The sequence below is a fragment of the Pseudomonadaceae bacterium SI-3 genome, from assembly GCA_004010935.1.
In the GTDB taxonomy this organism is placed as follows: domain Bacteria; phylum Pseudomonadota; class Gammaproteobacteria; order Pseudomonadales; family Pseudomonadaceae; genus Stutzerimonas.
Map to the genome: position 1 here is coordinate 605,758 of CP026511.1, position 24,067 is coordinate 629,824.

Below are 24,067 nucleotides of genomic sequence, written 5' to 3' on the forward strand. Positions count from 1 at the left end.
AACGCGAAATCAAAGCTTGATCTCAACGTAGGCTTCGTCGCGAATCTGGCGTAGCCAGTTCTGCAGCTCTTCTTCGTACTTACGGTTGCGCAGCAAAGACAGGGCCTGTTGCTCGCGGAACTCTTCGCTGGCATCTGTGGCGCGGCGTCCGAGCACTTCCAGGATGTGCCAGCCATACGGCGTCTTGAAGGGTTCGGACAGCTGCCCACTGGCCGTGTTGGCCATGACTTCACGGAACTCCGGAACCAGCGAGCTTGGGTCGATCCAGTTGAGGTCTCCGCCGTTCAGCGCCGAGCCTGGGTCTTCGGAGAAGTTCTTCGCCAGCTCGGCAAAGCTCTCGCCGGCCTGGATGCGGTCACGCAGTCGCTGGATCAGGCGTCGGCTTTCTTCTTCGCTGCGGATCTGGCTTGGTTTGATCAGGATATGACGAACATGGACCTCGTCACGCACCTGAGTATCGCCGCCACGCTTGTCGAGCACTTTCAGCAAGATGAAGCCCGGCGGGGTACGCACCGGCCGGGTGACGTCGCCGACCGACATGCTGCTGACTTCGGTATCGAATGGCGGTGGCAGCTGAGCGGCCTTGCGCCAGCCCATATCGCCGCCTTCCAGTGCGTTTTCACTGGCCGAGCGTGAGACAGCCAGCTTGGCGAAGTCGGCGCCTTGCTGAAGTTGCTGATAGGTATCCATCGCGGTTTTTTCAGCCGCCTGGATCGTGGCCGAATCAGCGGACTCTGGCACTGGTATCAGGATATTGGCCAGTCGATATTCTTCCGACAGCTGCAGCTTGCCGAGATCGGAAGCCAGGAAGTTTTCCACTTCTTGGTTCGACACCTGGACACGTTCGGCGATTCTGCGCTGGCGCACCCGGCTGATGACCATTTCACGGCGAATCTGCTCGCGGGCGGTGTCGAGGCTCAGGCCGTCACGCTCCAGAGCCGCGCGGAACTGGTCCAACGTCATGTTGTTACGCTGGGCGATGGTGCTCATTGCCTGGTTGAGCTCTTCATCGGAGATGCGGATCCCCGAGCGATCGCCGATCTGCAGCTGCAGATTTTCGGTGATCAGCCGCTCCAGCACCTGTTGTTGCATGACGTCCGCGGGTGGCATTTCCGCGCCGCGTTTTTCGATGGTCTGCTGGACTTCACGGGTCCGCTGGTCCAACTGGCTCTGCATGATCACGTCGTTATCCACGATCGCGACAATGCGGTCGAGCTGTTGAACCTCGGCCGACGCGGTCAGGGCAGCAGTCACGCTGCCCAGCAGAAGGGCGCCCGCCAGCAGGGGGCGCAGGTAATCAGAAAGCTTGATCTTCACGTTCACGGTAACCTTGTATGCCTTCGTCGAGGAATGTCTCGGTCGAGCTGCCGAACACGCCGCCGAGTCCCTTAAGGACGATTTGCAGGAAGATGCCGTTGTCCGGCTCGTCATTCTGCGATGGGTTGAGACTGGTTTCGTCGTAATCGATCCAGTAGCGGTTGATCAGACGCAGCTTCCAGCAGCAGCTGTCGTACTCGAAGCCACCGAAGGCCTCCAGTGTCCGATTGCGACTGTAGTCGTGCTGCCAGCGTGCGATCACGCTCCACTGCGGCAGGATCGGCCAGATAGTGGAGATATCGTGCTGGTTGATCTTGTAGTAATCCTCAATGTACTCAGGCGAACCCGGCGCACCGTAGTCGCCGCCATAAGTCCACTGCCCGGTGGCCTGGTCGAACCGTACGGTGTCGTTGCGATAGCGGTAGCCGAAGTTGACGATCTTCCGCGGATTGTCAGCTGGCTGATAGTGGAACATGGCGCTGCCTGACTGCGTTTGGCCCTGATCCGGGTCCCAGTTGAACGTCGAGGTGAAGCGCCAGTCGCGGTTGTAGCGATATAGGTACTCGAGGGCGTATGGCGAGACGTCCGAGGTCGAGCCTGGACGATCTTCCAGGTTGGGTAGCTGCACTTCGCGGTCGCGGAAGTAAATGATCTGGCCAACGCTCAAGCGCTGACGCTCCAGTCCGTTCGGCTCGATCCAGCGATTGGTCACGCCCAGCGAGAGCTGATTGGCATCACCTATACGGTCCTTGCCGGAGAAGCGGTTTTCACGCCACAGCGAAGAGTAGCTGAAGGTGTTTTCACCGGTATCAAACACAGGAATGTCATCCTGGTCTTCTTCCGGTACGTACAGATAGAACATCCGCGGCTCGAGGGTCTGACGGTAGTTCTTGCCGAACCACTGGGTGTCGCGGTCGAAGTACAGTCCGCTATCGACGCTGAAGATCGGTACGCTGCGATCAGGCGAGTCGTTGAAGTCGCTCACCTGGCGACGGCCGGTATTGTCCAGCGTCAGGTCGTACTTGGTGTACGCGTATTTCAGCGATGGCCGGACGAAGCCCCAGCTCCAATCGAGCGGAAGATTAACTCCGGGCTCAAGGTGCAGACGCTCGCCTTCCGCTCGAGTCAGACCGCTAAGACGGGCGTCGTACCACAGCTGCTCCGGCGTGCCGGTGTTGCCATATTGGTCGGTGAAGTAACCATTGCGCAGGCTGCGCTGGAAGCTGACGAACTCGGTGCCGTAAGCGAACCGCAATCCACCCGGCTGGAACGGCAATGCGCCGTTCAACGTCAGCTGCGGCAGGCGCTCGTAGGGTGTGATGTCGGCAATGGTTGCACGCTCGTAAGCGTGCACGTTCAGCTGAGCCGTGTAGGACGGCGCGCGGTAAGTCAGGGTGCCACGCTGATCTAGGTGATCCGGTTGATCGATGCCCAGCTGGGTATCCAGGTCCTGGAAGTAGTAGGGGTCGCTGATGTCGGTGTAGTCGACCTCTGCCAGCCAGCGCGTGTCCAGGCCGGTACGGTGTTGCCAGCTGTACATCCAGCGCTGGTCCTCGTACTCAGACTGCAGCTTGCGCTCGTCGTTGCTGTCATTCAGGTAGGCAGCGCCAAACTGGCCTTCGCTGCGACGGGTCAGGTAACGGAACTCACCTTCCATAAGCAGGCCGCGATCGGTCATGTAATTCGGGTAGAGCGTGGCGTCGAAATTCGGCGCCAGGTTGAAATAGTACGGTGTGATCAGCGACAAACCCGTATCGCTGGAGGAGCTGATGCTCGGCGCCAGGAAGCCGGACTGACGGCGGTCATCAATCGGGAAATAGATGTAAGGCGTATAGAACACCGGAACACCCTTGACCCGCAGCGTGACGTTGGTTGCCGAGCCGAAGCCGGTGGCAGGGTTGAGGGTGACGTTGTTGCCTTGCAGATACCAGTCGTTATCGCCGGGTTCGCAGCGGGTATATGTCCCGTCCTTGAGGCGGATGATCGCGTCCTCGGTACGCTTGGCATACAGTGCACTGCCGCGGACCTTACCTTCGTGAACCACGTATTCGGCGTTTTCGACCTGCGCTTCACCTGTGTCGAGGAACAGTTCAGCGCGGTCACCGACCATCAGTGCGCCGCCGTCACGCAGACGGACATTGCCTTTCAGCTCGCCGCGGTTCTCCAGCTGGTACAGGCTCGCCTCGTCGGCTTCGGCCTGGATGCTGCCCTGGCGAAGTACCACGTCGCCGGCCAGCGTGGCGATTTCCTGCTGCTGCTCGTAACGGGTTGCTTTGGCCGATACGTAGGTCGGTGCCTCGCTCATCGGCGTGTCGTCGAACTGACCGGGGCGGTTTGGTTCAACATAGGTACCGGCACAGTAAGGACCTGTCTCGGCCAGCTGTGCATTGGTCAGCTGATCGCGCGGCACCCAATCCAGATGGCTGTAATCGGCACTGCGCGAGGCCAGTGCTCGGCCCTTGCTTTCGGTGACCAGTTTGGTGGTGGCCGCCTGGCGCTCGGCCTTGCTGGCGCTGGGCTTAGCGCTAGTGGTCTCGCCAGTAGACGTGCCACGATGAGTCGGACGCGGTGGCAGGGCCGGGCTGGCGGCATCCGCTGCGCAATTCCAACCCCCGCCGGCACCTGGTTGGCAGGCAAACTGTTCGGCTGCGATAACCATGGGCGCCGCTACAGGTTGCAGTGCGAGCAAGCCGCCGGTTACCAATAGAGGGAATTTTTTACGAAAAGCGGGATATTTGACTGCCATCTTGTTTTTTGGTCCGTGCTTGCGGCGAGCCATCGGCCGGGCTGGGCCGCACGCCTCTCGATGGGCTGAAAAAGATGCTGGATAATAAAGCATGACCCGCTTATCGGCTAGCGCCGTGGAGAGCCCTGATATGCCGCAACACGATCAACGTCTGCTGGACCTCAACGCCTGGCTGGAGCCCCATCTAAACGCGCTTTTCGCTCGTCGCGGCTGGGGCGAAGTCCCCGAGGTGTCGCTGGTTGCTGCCAGTAGTGACGCCAGCTTTCGTCGTTACTTCCGTTGGGAGGCAGGGCAGCACAGCCTTATCCTGATGGACGCACCGCCGCCCCAAGAGAACTGCCAGCCGTTCGTGAACATCGCGGCAATACTGGCCGAGGCTGGCGTGTATGTACCCGAAATTCTGGCGGCCGACCTCGAGCGGGGCTTCTTGCTGCTCAGCGATCTGGGCCGGCAGACCTACCTGGACGTGATCGACGGCGATAATGCTGACGCACTCTTCGCTGACGCTATTTCGGCGCTGCTGACGTTCCAGGCCAACGCCAACCAAGCAACACTGCCTTTCTATGACGAAGCCCTGCTGCGCCGCGAGCTGCAGCTATTTCCTGAGTGGTATGTGCAACGGCATCTGGGCCACCGCTTCACTGCGGATGAGCAACAGCTGTGGGATCAAACCTGCCGTGTGCTGATCGACTCGGCGCTGGCCCAGCCAACAGTGCTGGTGCATCGCGACTATATGCCACGCAACTTGATGCTCAGCGAGCCGAACCCCGGCGTACTGGATTTTCAGGACGCTGTGATTGGCCCGGTCACCTATGACATCACCTCGCTGTTCAAGGATGCCTTTCTCAGCTGGCCGGAAGAGCGGGTGCTTGGCTGGCTGCAGGGTTACTGGGATTCCGCGCGTGCGCGGGGGATACCGGTGCAGGAGAGCTTCGCCGAGTTTCATCGCGCCAGCGATCTGATGGGCCTGCAGCGCCACCTCAAGGTCATCGGTATCTTTGCGCGAATCTGTCACCGTGACGGCAAGCCACGCTACCTGGGCGACGTGCCGCGCTTTTTCGCTTATCTCGACACCGTGTTGGAGCGCCGCCCTGAACTGGGCGATCTCAAGCGGCTGCTGCAAGGGTTGCCGCAGGAGCCCGTTGCATCATGAGGGCGATGATCTTGGCGGCGGGAAAGGGCGAGCGCCTCCGGCCCCTGACCTTGCACACACCCAAACCGCTGGTCCGCGCGGGCGGCGTGCCGCTGATCGAATACCACATCCGGGCGCTGGCCGAGGCCGGTATCGATGAGCTGGTGATCAATCACGCCTGGCTGGGTGAACAGATCGAGGCGTACCTCGGTGACGGTCGGCGTTTGGGCGTTCGCATTCAGTACTCAGCCGAGGGCGAGCCACTGGAGACCGGCGGGGGGATTCATCGTGCTTTACCGCTGCTGGGGGCGGAGCCTTTTATCGTGGTCAATGGCGATATCTGGACCGACTATGACTTTGGTGCGCTGAAGCGGCCTCTCAAAGGCTTGGCGCATTTGGTGCTGGTGGACAATCCAGCGCATAACCTCAAAGGTGATTTCAGCTTGATCGACGGCTGCATTGGCGACGGGGACACAGCGACGCTGACCTACAGCGGCATCGCCGTACTCAGCCCGCAATTGTTTAGCGGGTGCAGTGCCGGTGCGTTCAAACTTGCGCCACTGCTGCGCCAGGCGATGGCTGTTGGCAAGCTGAGTGGTGAGCATTATCGCGGGCGCTGGATTGACGTTGGGACGCATGAGCGTCTGGCTGAAGTCGAGCGCACGCTCGAGGCACAGCGCTGAATGTTCTGGCCAATCACGTTTCTAGGCGCACTTGCGGGGTGGCTGTTGGCGAGCATTCCGGGCGCCCTGTTGTGTGCACTGATCGGGCAGGTGCTGGATCGTCGCTTCGGGCTCGATTCCTGGGCGAGTGTTCGCCAACTGCTATCAAGGGTCAAACCGATGATGCAGGGCAACGACTTGCTGTTTTTCCTGCTCGGACGCTTGGCGAAAAGCAGCGGGCGTATCAGCGAGGCTCACATCCAGGCCGCCCGCAGTGAGATGCGCCGGCTCCAGTTGACCGCGCCTCAACAGCGCATGGCAATTGATGCCTTTTACCGTGGCAAATCCAGTGGGGACGGACTACGCGAGCCCTTGCAGCGATTAAGGGGGCGGCAGGATGAAGCGAAGGCGCTCCTGCAAGCCTGCTGGCGCATGGCCGGGGCACAGGGGCAGATCGATGCGCGTGAGCATGAGTTGATCATGCTCTGGGGCAAGTGGATGGGCTGGGATTCGGTGGCCGTGGCGGCGCTGGACCAGCAAGGGGGGCGCCGCCAGGGCGCGCCGAGCAATCCCGGTGGGGCCTACGAGCAGGCATTGCGGTTGCTGGGAGTCCGTGCCGACAGCGAGCCGCAGGCCATCAAAAGGGCCTATCGGCGCCTGCTCAGCAAGCACCACCCGGACAAGCAGGCCGGTGCCGGCGCAACCGCCATCGAGGTGCGCGAGGCAACCGAGCGGACCCGCGAACTGCACCATGCCTACGGCCTGATTCGCGAGCGGCGAGGCTTTCGTTAGCGAGAGCCGGTCAGCGCTTATATTTCTCGCTTGAGCCAGCCGCGGACTCGTCGAACGAGCGCTTCCTGATCGGAGGGGCGATCGCCGGTCTGCTGGGGTAATCCGACTTGGCGATAGGCCGGGTGCTGGATTCGGCGGCTGGCGTTCAGTCGCTCGCGAGCTGTCCGTTGCTCACTCCCTGAGTCTTTGTAATAGAAGTCCCCGGTGGCCAGTTTGAGGGTCGGCACCAGCTGCGCAAGCGGCTCGTCTTGTCCTTCCGGTTGGCGCGGCTGGATCACCAGCAGATGCCTGACATCCGCCGGCGCCCGTTGCTGAAGATAGCGTGCCGCCCAATAGCCGCCTGTACCCTGGCCTAGCAGCACAATCGCTGCGGGTTGTTTGCTGCGGGCGAAGGTCAGGGCCGCCTCGATGCGTGCAGTGATCTGCTCGGCCTGCTCAGGCTTGGGCGCGGCCGTTTCGGCGGGGGCTTGCGCGTCGCCGTCGTCGGCTGCCGGTTCGTCTGGCACTGCTGCGGCTTCTTCAGGCAGATATCCGGCTTCGCTTGGCGGCGGCTCTTCGGTGGGCTGTTCAGGCTCGGGTTCGTCGGTCGGTTGCTCGGGCGTTTGCTCAGTGGCTGGCGGTAACAGCAAGCCCGGCGAGTCCGGAAGGCTCAGGCTCAGGGTGTGCCAACCGTGGTCCGGCAGGCCACGACGCAGCGGGCCAATGCCGCGCGGCCAGTTGGTGCTTTCGCCCTCGCCAGGCAACAGGACGATGACACCCTTGGGTTCAGCCACATTGGCGGGGCGCCAGAGCGCAACGAAGTCGTCCTTGTCCGCGTTCAGGCTGATGAACTCGCTGGGCGGCAGTTGGCGTAATAGGTCCGCGGCCATGGTCGCGCTGCGAGAGGGCAGCGGCGGGCGATCAACAGCTACCGGAGCCGGAGTGGCTTCCGGTTCGGCAAGCTCCTCAACGGCGTTGACCAAAGGACTGGTGACGATGGCGAACAAGACGATCGCCAAACCAGTTGAAACGCGAGCATGAACCATGGGCTTTCCTGATAGACGCCGGCCTGGCGCTGCCGTGGTGCTGGCGCAGGCGGTGCAGATGCACTACAAAAGCGTTTTCGGCACGAATGCCGATCTCGTGAGGCTTATGGTGTCATTTCTGCTGCGTTGTTGCTGCCTGTTGCTTGCGCTGAACGTAATGACCGTACAGGCCTCGAGCGTGCCGCTGAGCGATGCGCAACAGGAGTGGCTGGCGGCACACCAGCAGTGGCGTGTGGGTGTCGTGATGGCGCCGCCTTACGCCGAGTATGACCAGCGCCAGCGTCGCCTGTCCGGCTTCCACGTGCAGTTCATTGAGCGGCTGGCCGCCAGCCTCGGCGTCTCCCTGCAATGGCATCGATTCGTCGACGAGGCAGCATTGAATGATGCCATGCGCGCCAACGAGATCGACCTCGCGCCAGGGCTGCGACAGACTCGGGAAGGGCTGCGCATCTGGCGCTATAGCGATCCGTTTCTGAGAGTGCCAAGGCTGATAATCGGGGACATAAACGGCCCCCGTGCGATCGATCTAGAGCGTCTGGACAGCAATGATGTGATCGCCCTGGAAGGGCCCGGCGCGGTGGCCGACTACATGCGCAGCAACTACCCGAGCCAGCCGGTGCTGGAAGTCGGTAGCCAGTTCGAGGCACTGCGTCAGTTGCTCGAGGCGCGCGTGCGCTTCGCAGTGGTGGATGAGCCGCTCTACGGCCGACTCTCGCAGCGGGCCGAATACGCATCGCTGGATGTCGTAGGCGATCTAGGCAATCCATTGTTGCTGCGCATCGGTTCCCGCCGCGACAGCCCGGTGATGAGCGCAGTCATCGATCAGGCGTTGCGCAACTTTCCCGCCCGTGAGTTCAGTCAGTTGCAGGAGCACTGGCTAAAATCGCGCAGCATCGACCAATCCCGCCGCATCAGTTACTGGCGCAGCCTTAGCCTACTGTTGACGTTGCTGCTGGTGGCTACCGTAACCATGCTGGTCTGGCAGCGCCGCCAGCAGGGACTTCTGGAGAACCGGTTGAAAACGGCGCGGCGAGACATCGAGGCGCGCGCCGCGGCCGAAGAGGCGCAGCGGTTGACTCAGTTCTGCCTCGATCACAGTACGGTCGGCATTCTCTGGTTGAACTGGGACAGCCATGTTCGATATGCCAACCAGGCTGCCGTCGAACTGCTCGGGTATGCCTCGGACAGTCTTCTCGACCAGCCCTTGCAAGCGTTGGAACCGGGTATGAGCATGGACGACTGGCTGCAGCTCTGGCGTGACGCCCGCAGCGGTGTGGAGGACCACCGGGTTCACGAATGCGAATGGCAGCGTGCCGACGGCAGCCGGTTCCCCGCCGCAGTCACCCTGAGTTTCCTGCGATTCGGCAGTAAGGAATACCTGGTCGTGTTCCTCGCTGACATTACCGAGCGCCGCCGCGCCAGTGCCGCGCTGCAGGAAAGCGAGGTGCGCCTTAAGGCCATGGCCGGCAACGTCCCTGGACTGGTGTTCCGCCTCGAACGGCAGGACGCCGGTGCGCCGGTCAGCATCGCCTACATCAGCGAGGCCAGCGAGCGCCTGGTTGGCTACTCGGCTGAGCTGTTGTTGCAGCCCGGACGCGGTATCCGCTGCCTGGTCCATCCCGATGACGAGCCGGGTTACTGGAGCAGCCAGCAGCAAGCCCTGGACAGCATGAGCGACTGGTACTGGCAGGGGCGGATTCTGACTCGTTCCGGCGAGATTCGCTGGGCCGATATCCGTGCGTCGGTACGGGGCCAGTTGGAGGGACGGCAGGTCTGGGACGGTATCGTCTGGGATATCACTGACAACAAGCGGATTGAGCTGGAGCTGGACGCCTCGCGTGCGCAGTTACGCAAGCTGGCGGCGCACGTCGAGACCGTGCGCGAGGAGGAAAAAGCCCACATCGCCCGCGAGGTGCATGACGAGCTGGGGCAGATGCTGACGGTGCTGAAGTTGGAAATCTCCATGTGCGAGATCAGCTTCGCCGAGCTCGATCCCGGCCTGGCGGCCCGTTTGCAGGGCATGAAGCGGCTGATTGCGCAGCTGTTCCAGCAGGTGCGCGACGTGGCGACCGCCCTGCGCCCGCCGATTCTGGACGCCGGCATCGCATCGGCCATCGACTGGCAGGCGCGGCGCTTCGAGGAGCGTACTGGCGTCGCCTGCCTGGTGGAAGTGCCGGAATGCCCGCCGCAACTCGGTAATGCCAAGGCCATCGGCCTGTTTCGCATCCTTCAGGAAGCCCTGACCAATGTCATGCGTCACGCCAATGCACAAACCGTGAGCCTCACCCTGCAGCAGCAAGGAGATATGCTGTGCTTGAGCATCAGCGATGACGGCCAGGGGTTCGTGGTTCAGCAGAGCCGCCAGGGACCCTCATTCGGCCTGGTTGGTATGCACGAGCGAGCGCAGATGCTCGGCGGCACGTTGCTGCTGGAAAGCCAGCCGGGCGAGGGGACCTTGATTCACGTCTCGGTGCCCCTGGATGTCCCAGCCGCGCCTGCGGTTCTGATCAGTACATTGGAGAGCTAGCGCCATGATTAGGGTAATCGTCGCCGAGGATCACACCATCGTTCGCGAGGGCATCAAGCAGCTGATCGGATTGGCCAAGGACATGCAGGTGATCGGTGAGGCGGGTAACGGTCAGCAGCTGCTCGACCAGTTGCGGCTGACGCCTTGCGATGTGGTGCTGCTGGACATCTCCATGCCGGGCATCAACGGACTGGAAGCCATTCCACGGATCCGTGCATTGAGCCAGCCGCCAGCGATCCTGGTCCTGTCGATGCATGACGAGGCACAGATGGCGGCGCGTGCGCTGAAAATCGGCGCTGCCGGATATGCCACCAAGGACAGCGACCCGGCGCTATTGCTGACCGCGGTGCGCAAGGTCGCCGCCGGCGGCCGTTATATCGATCCGGAGCTGGCGGATCGAATGGTCTTCGAGGTCGGGCTCACTGATTCCCGGCCACCCCATGCGCTGCTGTCCGAGCGTGAGTACTCGGTTTTCGAGCGCCTGGTGCATGGTGACTCGGTCAACGACATCGCTGCCAAGCTGGCGCTCAGTAGCAAGACCATCAGCACGCACAAGGCGCGCCTGATGCAGAAGCTCGTCGCGCACTCAGTGGCCGATCTGGTCCGCTATGCCATGGAGCACAAGCTGGTCTGAGCTCGCTCCACCGCCGCCGTGCACGCCTCAACCCTGTGGCCTTCGCGCTTTGACAGCTGCTTGTTCAGGCCGCTGGGGCAACAGCTGTTGTAGGGCAATCCCTACACCAGCCTCTCCGTTTGACTGAGTTCAATCACTCCGCTGCGCCGATGTTCGCGGACTGCGCAGGCTCCTAACCTGTGGTCACGGAACAACGGAACACAGGTGCGGCATGCTCGATTCCCAAGCGAACGAAGTACTGGTCAGCTTTCGTGGCATCCAGAAGAGTTACGACGGCGAAGCGCTGATCGTCAAAGACCTCAACCTGGACATCCGCAAGGGTGAATTCCTCACGCTGCTGGGCCCGTCCGGCTCCGGCAAGACCACCAGCCTGATGATGCTGGCCGGTTTCGAGACGCCGACTGCCGGTGAAATCCTGCTCGGCGGCCGTTCGATCAACAAGCTGCCGCCGCACAAGCGCGACATGGGCATGGTGTTCCAGAACTATGCGCTGTTTCCGCACATGACGGTTTCCGAGAACCTGGCGTTTCCGCTAAGCGTGCGGGGCATGGCCAAGCTCGATGTCAAGGAACGAGTCAAACGCGCGCTGTCGATGGTGCAGCTAGAGGGCTTCCGCAATCGCTACCCCGCGCAGCTGTCCGGCGGCCAGCAGCAGCGCGTGGCCCTGGCCAGGGCCCTGGTGTTCGAACCGCAGCTGGTGTTGATGGATGAACCCCTGGGGGCGCTGGATAAGCAGTTGCGCGAGCAGATGCAGATGGAGATCAAGCACCTGCATCAAAGCCTTGGGGTCACTGTGGTCTACGTCACCCATGATCAGGGCGAGGCGCTGACCATGTCAGATCGGGTCGCGGTATTCCATCAGGGCGAAATTCAGCAGATCGATGAGCCGCGGGCGCTCTACGAGCGGCCGGCAAATACCTTCGTCGCCAACTTTCTCGGCGAGAACAACCGGCTGCCGGCACGGCTGGTCAGTCGCAATGGCGACAACTGCACCGTTGAGTTGGGACGCGGCGAACGGGTCGAGGCCCTTGCGGTGAAGGTCGGTGCGCCGGGTACGCCGGTCAATCTGTCGATTCGCCCGGAACGGGTCCGCCTCAACGGCGCCAGCGCCAATTGCCCGAATCGCTTCACCGGGCGGGTGGCCGAATTCGTCTATCTGGGCGATCACATCCGCATCCGCCTCGAGGTCTGTGGCATCAGCGATTTCTTCGTCAAGCAACCAATCGCCGAGTTCGATCCCGCCCTGGCGGTTGGTGATGTCGTGCCGATCGGCTGGCAAGTGGAACACGTCCGTGCGCTGGATCCGCTGCAAGCGGCATAAGCAGGGGCGAGCAAGCAAGAAAGCTGTCTTCAACCGCATCATGGAGCGAATAACAATGCTGAACTCTCTGAAACTGACCGCCCTTAGCATCGGACTGGTATGCGCTGCCCAGGCCTCGGCGGAAAACCTCACGGCCGTCACCTTCGGCGGGGCCAACAAGCAGGCCCAGATTAAAGCCTTCAACGAGCCGTTCGAGGCCAAGACCGGCCACAAGATCATCGCCGGCGAGTACAACGGCGAGATGGCCAAGGTGAAGGCCATGGTCGATACCAACAGCGTGTCCTGGCACCTCGTGGAGGTCGAATCACCGGAGCTGTCGCGCGGCTGTGACGAAGGGCTGTTCGAGGAAATCGATCCGTCGGTGGCGGGTAATCCGGATGACTTCATCGAGGGTGCCATACAGCCTTGCGGTGTCGGCTTCTTCGTCTGGTCCACGGTGCTGGCCTACAACGCCGACAAGCTTGCCAGCGCGCCGACCGGCTGGGCGGATTTCTGGGATACCGAGAAATTTCCCGGCAAGCGCGGCCTGCGCAAGGGGGCCAAGTACACCCTTGAATTCGCCTTGATGGCTGATGGGGTTGCGCCGAAAGACGTGTACACAGTCCTGGCGACCAAAGAAGGCCAGGACCGGGCCTTCAAGAAGCTCGACCAGATCAAGCCCAGCATTCAATGGTGGGAAGCCGGCGCGCAGCCACCGCAGTTTCTGGCCTCCGGTGACGTGGTCATGAGCAGCGCCTACAACGGTCGCATCGCCGCGGTGCAGGACGAGAGCAATCTGCAAGTGGTTTGGGACGGTGGCATCTATGACTTCGATTCCTGGGCGATGCCCAAAGGGGCGAAGGATCAGAAGGCGGCGCTCGAATTCGTCAGCTTTACCTTGCAACCGCAGCAGCAGAAAGCCTTCTCAGAAAACATCGCTTACGGGCCGGCGAACAAGAAAGCGGTCGAACTGCTCGATCCCAAGCTGCTGAAGAACATGCCCACGACACCCGAGAACATCGCCAACCAAGTGGCTATGAACGTCACCTTCTGGGCCGACTATGGCGAGCAACTGGAACAGCGCTTCAACGCCTGGGCTGCGCGCTAAGCAAGCCTGGCACCCCTCGCATGGCCGGCCCTGAGGCGGGCCATGCGCCGCCGGAAACTGAAACTATGCGGAGTTCGCCATGGCGACTGCCATCTCCTTGCCTGTTCCCGATATCGCCGAGCCCAACCTGAAGCGTCGGCTGGCGCGTGCCGAGCGCATGAACCGGTTGAAATCCAAGGCGCTGATCCTGCCGTTGCTGGTGTTCTTGCTGTTGACCTTCGTGCTGCCGATCGCCTCGTTGCTCTGGCGCAGCGTCGACAACCCGGAGGTGGTGGGAAGTCTGCCGCGCACGGTCGAGGCGATTGCGGCCTGGGATGGCCGCGGCCTACCGGAGGAATCGGTATACCGGGCCCTCAGCGAAGACCTGCTCGAGGCGAGGCAGAATCAGTCACTGGGCGATCTGTCCAAACGCTTGAATATGGAGCAGGCCGGTTTCCGCAGCCTGATGACAAAGACGGCCCGCGCGCTCCCATTCAAGGAATTGCCATCGTCCTATAAGGAAGCGCTCGAGACTTTCGATGAGCGCTGGGGCGACCCTGCCTATTGGCAGGTCATCCGTCGTAACGACAGTGCGCTCACACCCTACTATCTGCTGGCCGCCCTCGATCACCGCATCGACGACATGGGCGAGCTGGCACCGGTCTCGCCTGATCAGGCGGTGTACCTGGACATCTTCGCCCGCACGTTCTGGATGGGCCTGGTGATCACGGCGATCTGCCTGGTGCTTGCCTATCCGCTCGCGTATTTGCTGGCCAATCTGCCAGCGCGCAAGAGCAACCTGCTGATGATCATGGTGCTGCTGCCGTTCTGGACCTCCATCCTGGTGCGCGTCGCCGCCTGGATCGTGCTGCTGCAGTCGAGCGGGCTGATCAACGGTGCGCTGTTGAAGATGGGCCTGATCGACGAGCCGCTGCAATTGGTATTCAACCGCGCCGGCGTGTACATCGCCATGGTGCATATCCTGCTGCCATTCATGATCCTGCCGATCTACAGCGTGATGAAGAATATCTCGCCAAGTTACATGCGTGCGGCAATCTCGCTGGGCTGTCATCCCTTCGCCAGCTTCTGGCGGGTGTATTTCCCGCAGACGCTGGCCGGCGTCGGTGCCGGTTGCCTGCTGGTGTTCATCATTTCCATCGGTTACTACATCACGCCGGCGCTGCTCGGCAGCCCCAACGACCAGATGGTCAGCTACTTCGTCGCCTTCTACACCAACACCACCATCAACTGGGGCATGGCGACGGCGCTGGGCGGCCTGCTCTTGCTGGCGACCATGTTGTTGTACGTCGTCTACAGCTGGCTAGTCGGCGCCAGCCGGCTGAGGCTGGGTTGAGCATGACGGCGCATACCCAGCAATCACAGCAAACCATTCGTTCATTTGGGCAGGAGACCGTTCCATGCTGAGCCCCTACATGTCGCCCATCGAGCGGGTCTGGTTCTACACGCTGCGCATCCTCTGTGCGCTGGTGCTGCTGTTTCTGATCGTGCCGGTGCTGGTCATCGTGCCGCTGTCCTTCAACTCAGGCTCGTTTCTGGTCTATCCGCTGCAGGGATTCTCCATGCGCTGGTACGAAGCCTTGTTCAGCTCGGCGGACTGGATGCGTTCGTTGAAGAACTCGATGCTCATCGCGCCGGCCGCCACGGCACTCGCGATGGTTTTCGGCACATTGGCGGCGATCGGCCTGACCCGCGGCGAATTCCGCGGCAAGGCCCTTGTGATGACCTTGCTGATATCGCCGATGGTGGTGCCGGTTGTGATCGTCGGTGTGGCCAGCTACCTGTTCTTCGCCCCGCTGGGCATGGGCAACAGCTACTTGTCGCTGATTCTGGTGCATGCAGTGCTGGGCGTGCCGTTCGTGATCATCACTGTGTCGGCCACGCTGCAGGGCTTCAACCACAACCTGGTGCGCGCCGCGGCCAGCCTTGGCGCCTCGCCACTGACCGCCTTCTTTCGCGTGACGCTGCCGCTGATCGCGCCGGGAGTGATCAGTGGTGCGCTGTTCGCCTTCGCGACTTCCTTCGACGAAGTGGTGGTGACCTTATTCCTTGCTGGCCCCGAACAGATCACCTTGCCGAGGCAGATGTTCAGCGGCATTCGTGAAAACCTCAGCCCGACCATCGCCGCCGCGGCCACCTTGCTGATTGGATTCTCTATCGCGCTGCTGCTGACCCTGGAGTGGCTGCGCGGCCGCTCCGAGAAGATGCGTACCCAACAACCCGCCTGATCCGGACGCTTCCATGACCCTGCAACTCGATCACCCCGGCCTGCTTCGCCAGCAGGCCTACCTAGACGGCGTCTGGTGCGATGCCGACGAGGGCGGCCGGACCGCTATCTTCAACCCGGCCACCGGCGAACTCATCGGCGAGGTGCCCAACATGGGGCGCGCCGAAACCCGTCGCGCCATCGAGGCCGCACAGGCGGCACAACCGGCCTGGCGGGCGCTGACCGCCAAGGAGCGCGCCGCGCGTCTGCGTCGTTGGTACGGGCTGATGCTGGAAAACCAGGAAGACCTGGCGCGCATCATGACGGCCGAACAGGGCAAACCGCTGGCCGAGGCCCGTGGGGAAGTGGCCTATGCCGCGTCCTTTCTCGAATGGTTCGCCGAGGAGGGCAAGCGCCTGTACGGCGATGTTATCCCGGCGCACGCCAGCGACAAGCGCATTCTGGTGCAGAAGGAGCCGGTGGGCGTGACTGCCGCCATTACGCCGTGGAATTTCCCCAGCGCCATGATCACCCGCAAGGTTGGTCCGGCCCTGGCGGCCGGCTGCGCCATGGTGCTCAAACCGGCGCCGCAAACGCCGTTCTCCGCGCTGGCGCTGGCCGTGCTTGCCGAACGCGCGGGTATCCCGGCTGGATTGTTCAGCGTGGTGACTGCCGACGCCGGCATGTCTCGCGAAGTGGGTGCCGAACTCTGCGAAAGCCCTATCGTGCGCAAGCTGTCTTTCACCGGCTCGACAGCAGTGGGCATCAGGCTGATGCAGCAATGCGCGCCGACGCTGAAAAAGCTCTCGCTGGAGCTGGGAGGCAACGCACCCTTCATTGTGTTCGACGATGCCGATCTGGATGCGGCGGTAGAGGGCGCGATGATCGCCAAATACCGCAACGCCGGGCAGACGTGCGTCTGCGCCAATCGCATCTACGTGCAGGACGGTGTCTACGACGCCTTCGCTGACAAGCTTGCTGCCGCAGTGGCGCGGCTTAAGGTTGGCAACGGTGCAGAGGAGGGCGTCACCACCGGCCCGCTGATCGACGCCGCCGCAGTGGCCAAGGTCCAGCGCCATTTGCAGGATGCGCTGGAGAAAGGCGCCTCGCTGCTGGCCGGCGGCAGGCCGCACGCACTGGGCGGCACCTTCTTCGAGCCGACCCTGCTGGGCGACGTCACCGCCGAGATGGCCGTGGCGCGCGAGGAGACCTTCGGACCGCTGGCGCCACTGTTCCGCTTCAGCGACGAGGCAGATGTTATCCACCAGGCCAACGACACAGAATTCGGCTCGCCGCCTACTTTTATGCGCGCGATCTGGGACGGGTGTTTCGTGTCGCCGAGGCGCTGGAGTACGGCATGGTCGGTATCAACACCGGGGTGATCTCCACTGAGGTGGCCCCGTTTGGCGGCATGAAGTCCTCCGGGCTCGGTCGCGAGGGCTCGCGCTACGGTCTGGACGAGTACGTGGAGATTAAATATCTGTGTCTGGGCGGCCTTTGAGCCGGCCAGCAATTGCGTCGTGCAAAATATTGCACATGCTATTACTGTTATCCGAACGCCCGGATGGCCCGGCAGTCGATCATCGTATGCTGCCGGACCCGCTTCCAGGTGTTCATTCCGACCCGAGCCGACGATGAGCGGCTACTGAGGAGCTTATGAGCAAGACCAACGAATCCCTAATGAAACGCCGTGTCGCCGCCGTTCCCCGTGGGGTCGGCCAGATCCATCCGATCTTTGCCGATCACGCTAAGAACAGCAGCGTGGTCGACGTCGAAGGTCGCGAGTTCATCGATTTCGCCGGCGGCATAGCTGTGCTGAATACTGGCCACCTGCACCCGAAAATCATCAAAGCGGTGGAAGCGCAGCTGCACAAGCTGACCCACACCTGCTTTCAGGTGCTGGCTTACGAGCCCTACGTCGAACTGTGCGAGAAGATCAACGCGCGGGTGCCAGGCGATTTCGCCAAGAAGACGTTGCTGGTCACTACCGGCTCCGAGGCGGTGGAAAACGCCGTGAAGATCGCCCGCGCTGCCACCGGTCGCGCCGGGGTGATCGCGTTCACTGGCGCTTATCACGGCCGCACCATGATGACCCTGGGGCTGACCGGCAAGGTCGCGCCGTACTCCGCTGGAATGGGCTTGATGCCGGGCGGCATCTTCCGCGCACAGTATCCCTGCGCTATCCATGGCGTCAGCGTTGATGAGTCGATCGCCAGTATCGAACGCATTTTCAAGAACGACGCCGAGCCGCGCGATATCGCCGCGATCATCATTGAACCGGTGCAGGGCGAGGGCGGCTTCAACGTCGCACCCAAAGAGTTCATGGTCCGCCTGCGCGCGCTATGCGACGAGCACGGTATCCTGCTGATCGCCGATGAAGTGCAGACCGGCGCCGGACGAACCGGGACGTTCTTCGCCATGGAGCAGATGGGCGTGGTCGCTGATTTGACCACCTTCGCCAAGTCGGTCGGCGGTGGCTTTCCGATTGCCGGCGTCTGCGGCAAGGCTGAGATCATGGACGCCATCGCGCCTGGCGGACTGGGCGGCACCTACGCCGGCAACCCGTTGTCCTGCGCGGCGGCGCTGGCTGTCATGGAAATCTTCGAGGAAGAGAAGCTGCTCGACCGCTGCAAGGTGGTGGCAGAAAAACTCACCACCGGGCTCAAGGCGATCCAGGCGCGGCACAAGGAAATCGGTGAGGTTCGTGGGCTCGGCGCGATGATCGCCATCGAGCTGTTCGAGGACGGCGACCATGCGCGTCCGGCCGCGGCGCTGACCTCGCAGATTGTCGCCAAGGCACGCGACAAGGGCCTGATCCTGCTGTCCTGCGGCACCTACTACAACGTGCTACGTGTGCTGGTGCCGCTGACTGCCGAGGACGAGCTGCTCGAGCGCGGCCTGGCGATCATCGCCGAATGCTTCGAAGAGCTGACCTGATCCACTCGAGGCGCGTCGGCATCCGCAACGGATGTCAGGCGCGCCGCGACCCCGACCCTCGGTTACAATGCGCGGCATTCCGCCGTGCTACCCGAGGTCGTCATGCAGCCGTTCGCCATCGCTCCCTCCATTCTTTCCGCCAATTTCGCCCGTCTGGGTGAAGAAGTGGACAACGTGCTCGCCGCCGGCGCAGACATCGTCCATTTCGATGTGATGGACAACCATTACGTGCCCAACCTGACCATCGGCCCGATGGTTTGCTCCGCACTGCGCAAGCACGGCGTCACCGCGCCAATTGATGTACATCTGATGGTCCGTCCGGTGGACCGCATGATCGGCGACTTCCTCGAGGCCGGCGCCAGCTACATCACCTTTCACCCGGAAGCTTCGGATCACATCGATCGATCGCTGCAGCTGATAAAGGATGGCGGTGCCAAGGCCGGTCTGGTGTTCAATCCGGCCACCCCGCTGGATGTGCTCAAGTACGTGATGGACAAGGTCGACATGGTCCTGTTGATGAGCGTCAACCCCGGATTTGGCGGCCAGAAGTTCATCCCCAACACCCTGGACAAGCTGCGCGAGGCGCGCGCGTTGATCGATGCCAGCGGGCGTGAAATTCGCCTGGAGATCGACGGCGGCGTGAATCCAAAGAACATCCGTGAGATCGCTGCAGCCGGGGCCGATACCTTCGTCGCTGGCTCGGCCATTTTCAACCAGCCGGACTACAAAGCCGTGATCGACCAGATGCGCGCCGAACTGGCGCTGGCCCGCTCATGACTCGCCTGGAGCAGCTCTTCGACGGCGAGTTGCCGCGGCTGGTGATGTTCGACCTGGACGGCACCCTGATGGATTCGGTTCCGGACTTGGCCGCTGCGGTGGACAAGATGCTGATGCTGCTGGGTCGTGAACCTGCCGGCATTGCGCGAGTACGCGACTGGGTCGGCAACGGTTCGAAGGTACTGGTACGTCGGGCACTGGCCGGTAAGTTGCAGCATGACGGCGTTGCCGATGAATTAGCCGACGAGGCGCTGGCGCTGTTCATGCAGGCTTATTCCGGCGGCCACGAACTGACCACGGTGTACCCCGGCGTTCGGGAATGCCTGGACTGGCTGCGTGAGCGTGACGTGAAACTCTCGATCATCACCAACAAACCGGCGCAGTTCATCGAGCCGCTGCTGGAGGAGAAGGGGCTCGCGGGTTACTTCCAGTGGCTGGTCGGGGGCGATACCTTGCCGCAGCAGAAGCCCGATCCGGCGGCGCTGTTGTGGGTCATGAGCCAGGCGGGCGTCGCGCCCGATGCGTCGCTGTTCGTTGGCGACTCACGCAACGATGTGCGCGCGGCGAAAGCGGCGGCCGTTCCCTGTGTCGCGCTGACTTATGGCTACAACCACGGCGAACCCATCGCCAACGAGGAGCCGACACTGGTGCTCGATGACCTGCGCGAGCTGGTTGCTTCGGTTTCGGGGCTGAGCTAGTGTGGCCTCTGTTCCGCACATCCCGCAGACGAGATCAGATCGTGGTGGTCACCCGCAAACAATGGATGAATGTCATCAAGGCCCTGGCCCGTTGGCGCTGGCGCGCCTGACATTTCCTGCCGGCTTCGCCCGGTACGTTTGCACAACTCGACCTTATGTAGTTCCCCTCCGACCACGAGGCTGACATGACCCGCGAAGAATTCCTGCGTTTGGCCGCCGAAGGCCACAACCGCATCCCTCTGTCGTTCGAAACCCTTGCTGACTTCGACACGCCGCTGACGCTCTATCTCAAGCTGGCCGACGCGCCTAACTCCTACCTACTCGAGTCCGTACAGGGCGGGGAGAAGTGGGGGCGCTATTCGATTATCGGCCTGCCGTGCCGCACCGTGCTCAGGGTGCATGATCACAACGTTAGCGTGACCACCGATGGCATCGAGACCGAACAGTCCGAGGTCGAGGATCCGTTGGCCTTCGTCGAAGCCTTTCAGCAGCGCTATCGGGTGGCGCCGGTCGAAGGCTTGCCGCGTTTCAATGGCGGGCTGGTCGGATACTTCGGTTACGACAGCGTGCGCTATGTCGAACGCAAGCTGGCGACCTGTCCCAATCCCGACCCGTTGGGCACGCCGGATATCCTGTTGATGGTTTCCGATGCCGTGGTGGTCTTCGACAACCTCGCCGGAAAGCTGCACTGCATCGTGCTAGCCGATCCATCGCAGCCGAACGCCTATGAGGCGGGGCAGGCGCAACTTCAGGCGCTGCGCGAAAAACTGCGGCAGTCGATCACGCCGCGCCTGGGCCTGGACTTCGAGAATGGCGGCGACACCGAGCCGACCTTCCGCTCCAGCTTCAGTCGCGAGGACTACGAGCAGGCGGTCAACCGCATCAAGGACTACATCCTCGCCGGCGATTGCATGCAGGTGGTGATCTCCCAGCGCATGTCGATTCCCTTCAAGGCGGCACCGATCGATCTGTACCGCGCGCTGCGCTGCTTCAACCCGACGCCTTATATGTACTTCTTCAATTTCGGCGATTTCCACGTGGTGGGCTCGTCGCCGGAAGTGCTGGTGCGGGTGGAGGAAGGACTGGTGACGGTCCGACCTATCGCTGGCACCCGCCCGCGCGGCGTCAACGAGGAAGCCGATCTGGCTCTGGAGCAGGATCTGCTCAGCGACGCCAAGGAACTGGCCGAACACTTGATGCTGATCGACCTGGGCCGCAACGACGTCGGCCGCGTGGCCGAGAATGGTTCGGTGCGGCTTACCGAAAAGATGGTCATCGAGCGCTATTCCAACGTGATGCATATCGTCTCCAACGTCACCGGCCAGCTCAAGGCACCACTGACGGCCATGGATGCGCTGCGCGCGATCCTGCCGGCCGGCACCTTGTCTGGTGCACCGAAGGTCCGCGCCATGGAGATCATCGACGAACTCGAACCGGTAAAACGCGGCGTGTATGGCGGTGCAGTCGGGTATCTGGCCTGGAACGGCAACATGGATACCGCTATTGCCATCCGTACCGCAGTGATCAAGGACGGCGAACTGCACGTGCAGGCCGGTGCCGGCATCGTCGCCGACTCGCAACCGGCGCTGGAATGGGAAGAAACACTGAACAAACGCCGCGCGATGTTCCGCGCGGTGGCCTTGGCAGAGCACGGGAGCGACTGACTTCGGCGCGGCTCAGGGGTTCATTCGGCGACTGCGACTAAAGTCCTTATTAGTCATATGGTAATGGCTATTGGCTAGCCATATAGTCGTGGAAGCCGAGCAGGATCGCTCGGCGATCCAACTCCAGCCAATTCGAGCCAGCCATGTCGCAACTGCCGAGTCCCCGCTCATCCTCCGTTCGTCAGTCCTGGCCGTTGGCGTCATCGCTGGTGATTGCCCTCGCTGCGCTGCTGATGTTGGTCTGGCTGTTATCGAGTCTGGCGGATCTCAACGGCAGCCCGGTGTGGTTTCCGTTACCGCTGCACATCGCTGTCGAAACCTTCTCGATCGTTGTTGCCGCGTTGGTGTTCGCGGTGGCCTGGCACAGCCAGCAGCCAGTGCATCGATCGAATCCGCTGCTCGCCTGTGCGTTTCTGGCCATCGCGCTGTTGGATCTGGCGCATATGCTGTCCTACCGGGGTATGCCCGTTTGGGTGACACCCGCTTCGGCGGAAAAGGCGATCGCCTTCTGGCTGGTTTCCCGCGTCTTGCTCGCCTTCACCCTGCTCGCCGTGGCGTGCCGCCTGTGCCACCGAAGCATTCCACTGCCGCGGCACCTGCTGTTGGCATCGTCGCTGGGCTTGGTGGCCCTGGTTGTTTATCTGCAGCTGTTTCAGCCGCAGCTGTGGCCGCGAACTTTTGTTGAAGGGGAGGGGCTGACCCGCTTCAAGGTCCAGATGGAATGGTTGATCATCAGCCTCTTCGCGCTGGCGGCATGGGTGTTCTGGCGGGCTCGCGAGGTTGAAGACGTTGGCTATTTTGATGGAATGCTGGCCGCGACACTGGTCTCGATACTCGCCGAACTGTGCTTTACCGCCTACTCCAGCGTAAACAGCTTCTACAGCTTGCTCGGGCATCTGTACAAGATCGTCTCCTACGGCTTCATCTATCAGGTGGTGTTCGTTTCGAGTGTGCGGGCGCCGTATGAGCGGTTGGCGATCGAAATGAGCGAGCGGATCGCTGCGCAACAGCGCATTGACTATATGGCCCACTTCGACAGCCTGACGGGGTTGCCCAACTTGTCCCAGCTGGAGGACCGGACCCGTCAGGCGATGGCCAGCGCCCTGAAACTCAAGGGAGCAGTTGCGGTGCTGTATGTCGATCTTGATCACTTCAAGATGGTCAATGACTCGTTCGGGCGCAGCTTCGGTGACCAGCTGCTATGCACAACCGCAGTAAGGCTGCAGCAGGCATTGCCAGACAGCGCCATGCTGGCACGTGCCAGCGGCGACGAGTTCGTCGTGTTATTGGCGGACCTGAAGAATGCCGAGGGTGCGTCGGCTGTGATCCAGCTTGTCCTCGACGAATTGGCCGAACCCTTCATGGTTGAGCGCCAGCAAATCGTGGTGTCGATTTCCATTGGCGTCGCGGTCGGCCCGAACGATGGCATGGACTTTTCCTGCCTCCTGCGCAACGCAGAAATGGCTATGTACAAAGCCAAGGAAGCTGGGCGTCGGACCTGGTGCTACTACAACGCTGCCCTGGATACTGAGATGCGTGGGCGGCTGTACCTGATCAACGGCCTGCGGCTTGCTATCGAGCGAGAGGAGTTTTTTCTGGAGTACCAGCTGCAGCTGGACCTCGCCAGTGGCAGGGTAGTGGGCGCTGAGGCCTTGTTGCGCTGGCAGCATCCGCAGTGGGGGTTGGTCGCCCCCGGGCAGTTCATTCCTGCAGCGGAACAGAGTGGTCTGATCGTCGATATCGGCGAGTGGATCATTCTCGAGGCGTGCCGACAGGCCGCACGGTGGCAGGCTGAAAAGCTGGACATCCCGCGTGTCGCTGTGAACGTCGCGGCGATACAACTGCACCAGGGCTCGCTGGAACAGACTGTAGCCGCTGCCTTGGCGCAGACCGGTCTGCCGGCTTCGGCGCTGGAGCTTGAGCTGACCGAGTCCAGCCTCGTCGACAACACTGAGCAGGTGATGATCGCGCTGGCAGGTCTGAAGGCTCTGGGAGTTACGCTGTCCATCGATGATTTTGGCACCGGGTATTCATGTCTGGCGTATCTTCGGCGGTTGTCGGTGGACACCTTGAAGATCGATCGCTCCTTTGTCAGCGATCTACCCAACGAAGACGGCCATGCCATCGTCGCCGCTATCATCCACATGGCCGAGTCGCTCGGGCTGAACACGCTGGCAGAGGGGGTCGAGGACGAGGCCACTGCTGCGGAGCTGCTTCGACTTGGCTGCCGGCAGGCGCAGGGTTTTTTCTACGCTCGGCCGGTTCCGGCATCCGCGCTACCCGCCGCTATCGCTTCGCTGCCGGTATAGGGCGCCCGGCTTGGCTGTAGCGGGCAAGCGATGCTCTGGTATAGTCCGGTTGAAATCGTGGCCTGGCATGGGCTACTTTGCGCTGTCAGCTCTGCGAGACCTTTTCCGTGAAATTCAGCAGCACCCTCCTGATGCGTCTGTTCAAGGCTCATGCCCGCTGGCGTTGGCGCGCCTGATCCTCGTTGCTGGCCCCGTGCCGGAATACCCCGTTCACACCTGTATTACCGATCGTTCTG

General features: G+C 62.1%; 17 protein-coding genes and 1 pseudogene. 15 read left to right on the forward strand and 3 right to left on the reverse strand.

The genetic code is table 11. The features are described 5' to 3' along the window. Nucleotides 1–9: 9 nt before the first annotated feature. A complete protein-coding gene (locus C1896_02865; GenBank protein ID AZZ47501.1) occupies nucleotides 10–1,317 on the reverse strand; it encodes a molecular chaperone SurA in 1,308 nt (435 codons plus the stop codon). Further along, nucleotides 1,298–4,063: an LPS biosynthesis protein gene (locus C1896_02870; protein ID AZZ47502.1), complete on the reverse strand. Its 2,766-nt coding sequence runs from the start codon at nucleotides 4,061–4,063 to the stop codon at nucleotides 1,298–1,300. The genes C1896_02865 and C1896_02870 overlap by 20 nt, the downstream gene beginning before the upstream one ends. Before the next feature lie 130 nt (nucleotides 4,064–4,193). On the opposite strand from C1896_02870, the gene C1896_02875 reads away from it, so the two are divergent. Genes C1896_02875 through C1896_02885 form a run of 3 tightly spaced genes read left to right on the forward strand, consistent with a single transcriptional unit; the run spans nucleotide 4,194 to nucleotide 6,649 of the window. Then, the gene (locus C1896_02875) at nucleotides 4,194–5,216 is read left to right on the forward strand and encodes an aminoglycoside phosphotransferase (GenBank protein ID AZZ43958.1); all 1,023 of its coding nucleotides are present in this window, start codon (nucleotides 4,194–4,196) and stop codon (nucleotides 5,214–5,216) included. After that, on the forward strand, nucleotides 5,213–5,878 hold the full coding sequence (locus C1896_02880) for a mannose-1-phosphate guanylyltransferase (protein AZZ43959.1): 666 nt from the start codon (nucleotides 5,213–5,215) through the stop codon (nucleotides 5,876–5,878). Before C1896_02875 ends, C1896_02880 begins: the two co-directional genes overlap by 4 nt. Beyond that, nucleotides 5,879–6,649 carry a molecular chaperone DjlA gene (locus tag C1896_02885; GenBank protein ID AZZ43960.1) on the forward strand — a complete coding sequence of 257 codons (771 nt, stop codon included), beginning with the start codon at nucleotides 5,879–5,881 and terminating at the stop codon, nucleotides 6,647–6,649. A 17-nt stretch (nucleotides 6,650–6,666) separates the two neighbouring features. On the opposite strand, the gene C1896_02890 is transcribed toward C1896_02885, so the two are convergent. Further along, the gene (locus tag C1896_02890; GenBank protein AZZ43961.1) at nucleotides 6,667–7,674 is read right to left on the reverse strand and encodes a DUF3530 domain-containing protein; all 1,008 of its coding nucleotides are present in this window, start codon (nucleotides 7,672–7,674) and stop codon (nucleotides 6,667–6,669) included. A 106-nt stretch (nucleotides 7,675–7,780) separates the two neighbouring features. On the opposite strand from C1896_02890, the gene C1896_02895 reads away from it, so the two are divergent. The 12 genes and pseudogenes from C1896_02895 (at nucleotide 7,781) to C1896_02950 (ending at nucleotide 23,831) form a co-directional block, all read left to right on the forward strand. After that, nucleotides 7,781–10,201: a histidine kinase gene (locus C1896_02895; GenBank protein AZZ47503.1), complete on the forward strand. Its 2,421-nt coding sequence runs from the start codon at nucleotides 7,781–7,783 to the stop codon at nucleotides 10,199–10,201. A gap of 4 nt (nucleotides 10,202–10,205) precedes the next feature. Then, the gene (locus C1896_02900) at nucleotides 10,206–10,835 is read left to right on the forward strand and encodes a DNA-binding response regulator (GenBank protein AZZ43962.1); all 630 of its coding nucleotides are present in this window, start codon (nucleotides 10,206–10,208) and stop codon (nucleotides 10,833–10,835) included. Between the two features lie 211 nt (nucleotides 10,836–11,046). After that, nucleotides 11,047–12,156, forward strand: a complete 1,110-nt coding sequence (locus C1896_02905) for an ABC transporter ATP-binding protein (protein AZZ43963.1) — start codon at nucleotides 11,047–11,049, stop codon at nucleotides 12,154–12,156. A gap of 55 nt (nucleotides 12,157–12,211) precedes the next feature. After that, nucleotides 12,212–13,243 (forward strand): spermidine/putrescine ABC transporter substrate-binding protein, encoded by a 1,032-nt coding sequence (locus tag C1896_02910; GenBank protein AZZ43964.1) that lies wholly within the window; start codon nucleotides 12,212–12,214, stop codon nucleotides 13,241–13,243. 79 nt (nucleotides 13,244–13,322) lie between these two features. Next, complete coding sequence (locus C1896_02915; protein AZZ43965.1) at nucleotides 13,323–14,576, forward strand: polyamine ABC transporter substrate-binding protein; 1,254 nt, start codon at nucleotides 13,323–13,325, stop codon at nucleotides 14,574–14,576. 64 nt (nucleotides 14,577–14,640) lie between these two features. Then, a complete protein-coding gene (locus tag C1896_02920; protein AZZ43966.1) occupies nucleotides 14,641–15,468 on the forward strand; it encodes an ABC transporter permease in 828 nt (275 codons plus the stop codon). Nucleotides 15,469–15,481: 13 nt separating this feature from the next. Continuing rightward, nucleotides 15,482–16,947 (forward strand): annotated as a pseudogene (locus C1896_02925) (succinate-semialdehyde dehydrogenase I). Between the two features lie 155 nt (nucleotides 16,948–17,102). Continuing rightward, nucleotides 17,103–18,383 (forward strand): 4-aminobutyrate--2-oxoglutarate transaminase, encoded by a 1,281-nt coding sequence (locus C1896_02930; GenBank protein ID AZZ43967.1) that lies wholly within the window; start codon nucleotides 17,103–17,105, stop codon nucleotides 18,381–18,383. Between the two features lie 102 nt (nucleotides 18,384–18,485). Beyond that, nucleotides 18,486–19,160 carry a ribulose-phosphate 3-epimerase gene (locus C1896_02935; protein AZZ43968.1) on the forward strand — a complete coding sequence of 225 codons (675 nt, stop codon included), beginning with the start codon at nucleotides 18,486–18,488 and terminating at the stop codon, nucleotides 19,158–19,160. Beyond that, on the forward strand, nucleotides 19,157–19,858 hold the full coding sequence (locus C1896_02940; GenBank protein ID AZZ43969.1) for a phosphoglycolate phosphatase: 702 nt from the start codon (nucleotides 19,157–19,159) through the stop codon (nucleotides 19,856–19,858). The genes C1896_02935 and C1896_02940 overlap by 4 nt, the downstream gene beginning before the upstream one ends. Nucleotides 19,859–20,043: 185 nt before the next feature. Next, on the forward strand, nucleotides 20,044–21,522 hold the full coding sequence (locus C1896_02945; GenBank protein ID AZZ43970.1) for an anthranilate synthase component I: 1,479 nt from the start codon (nucleotides 20,044–20,046) through the stop codon (nucleotides 21,520–21,522). A gap of 143 nt (nucleotides 21,523–21,665) precedes the next feature. Continuing rightward, entirely contained in the window at nucleotides 21,666–23,831 is a 2,166-nt protein-coding gene (locus tag C1896_02950) for a GGDEF-domain containing protein (protein AZZ43971.1), read from the forward strand. Nucleotides 23,832–24,067: the final 236 nt, after the last annotated feature.

Bases quoted from the DNA above. Each gene is read 5' to 3' on its own strand.
- C1896_02910 (AZZ43964.1), top strand. From the start codon at position 12,212: ATGCTGAACTCTCTGAAACTGACCGCCCTTAGCATCGGACTGGTATGC.
- C1896_02950 (AZZ43971.1), top strand. From the start codon at position 21,666: ATGTCGCAACTGCCGAGTCCCCGCTCATCCTCCGTTCGTCAGTCCTGG.
- C1896_02945 (AZZ43970.1), top strand. From the start codon at position 20,044: ATGACCCGCGAAGAATTCCTGCGTTTGGCCGCCGAAGGCCACAACCGC.
- C1896_02905 (AZZ43963.1), top strand. From the start codon at position 11,047: ATGCTCGATTCCCAAGCGAACGAAGTACTGGTCAGCTTTCGTGGCATC.
- C1896_02930 (AZZ43967.1), top strand. From the start codon at position 17,103: ATGAGCAAGACCAACGAATCCCTAATGAAACGCCGTGTCGCCGCCGTT.
- C1896_02940 (AZZ43969.1), top strand. From the start codon at position 19,157: ATGACTCGCCTGGAGCAGCTCTTCGACGGCGAGTTGCCGCGGCTGGTG.
- C1896_02885 (AZZ43960.1), top strand. From the start codon at position 5,879: ATGTTCTGGCCAATCACGTTTCTAGGCGCACTTGCGGGGTGGCTGTTG.
- C1896_02895 (AZZ47503.1), top strand. From the start codon at position 7,781: ATGGTGTCATTTCTGCTGCGTTGTTGCTGCCTGTTGCTTGCGCTGAAC.
- C1896_02890 (AZZ43961.1), bottom strand. From the start codon at position 7,674: ATGGTTCATGCTCGCGTTTCAACTGGTTTGGCGATCGTCTTGTTCGCC.
- C1896_02875 (AZZ43958.1), top strand. From the start codon at position 4,194: ATGCCGCAACACGATCAACGTCTGCTGGACCTCAACGCCTGGCTGGAG.
- C1896_02935 (AZZ43968.1), top strand. From the start codon at position 18,486: ATGCAGCCGTTCGCCATCGCTCCCTCCATTCTTTCCGCCAATTTCGCC.
- C1896_02900 (AZZ43962.1), top strand. From the start codon at position 10,206: ATGATTAGGGTAATCGTCGCCGAGGATCACACCATCGTTCGCGAGGGC.
- C1896_02920 (AZZ43966.1), top strand. From the start codon at position 14,641: ATGCTGAGCCCCTACATGTCGCCCATCGAGCGGGTCTGGTTCTACACG.
- C1896_02915 (AZZ43965.1), top strand. From the start codon at position 13,323: ATGGCGACTGCCATCTCCTTGCCTGTTCCCGATATCGCCGAGCCCAAC.
- C1896_02870 (AZZ47502.1), bottom strand. From the start codon at position 4,063: ATGGCAGTCAAATATCCCGCTTTTCGTAAAAAATTCCCTCTATTGGTA.
- C1896_02880 (AZZ43959.1), top strand. From the start codon at position 5,213: ATGAGGGCGATGATCTTGGCGGCGGGAAAGGGCGAGCGCCTCCGGCCC.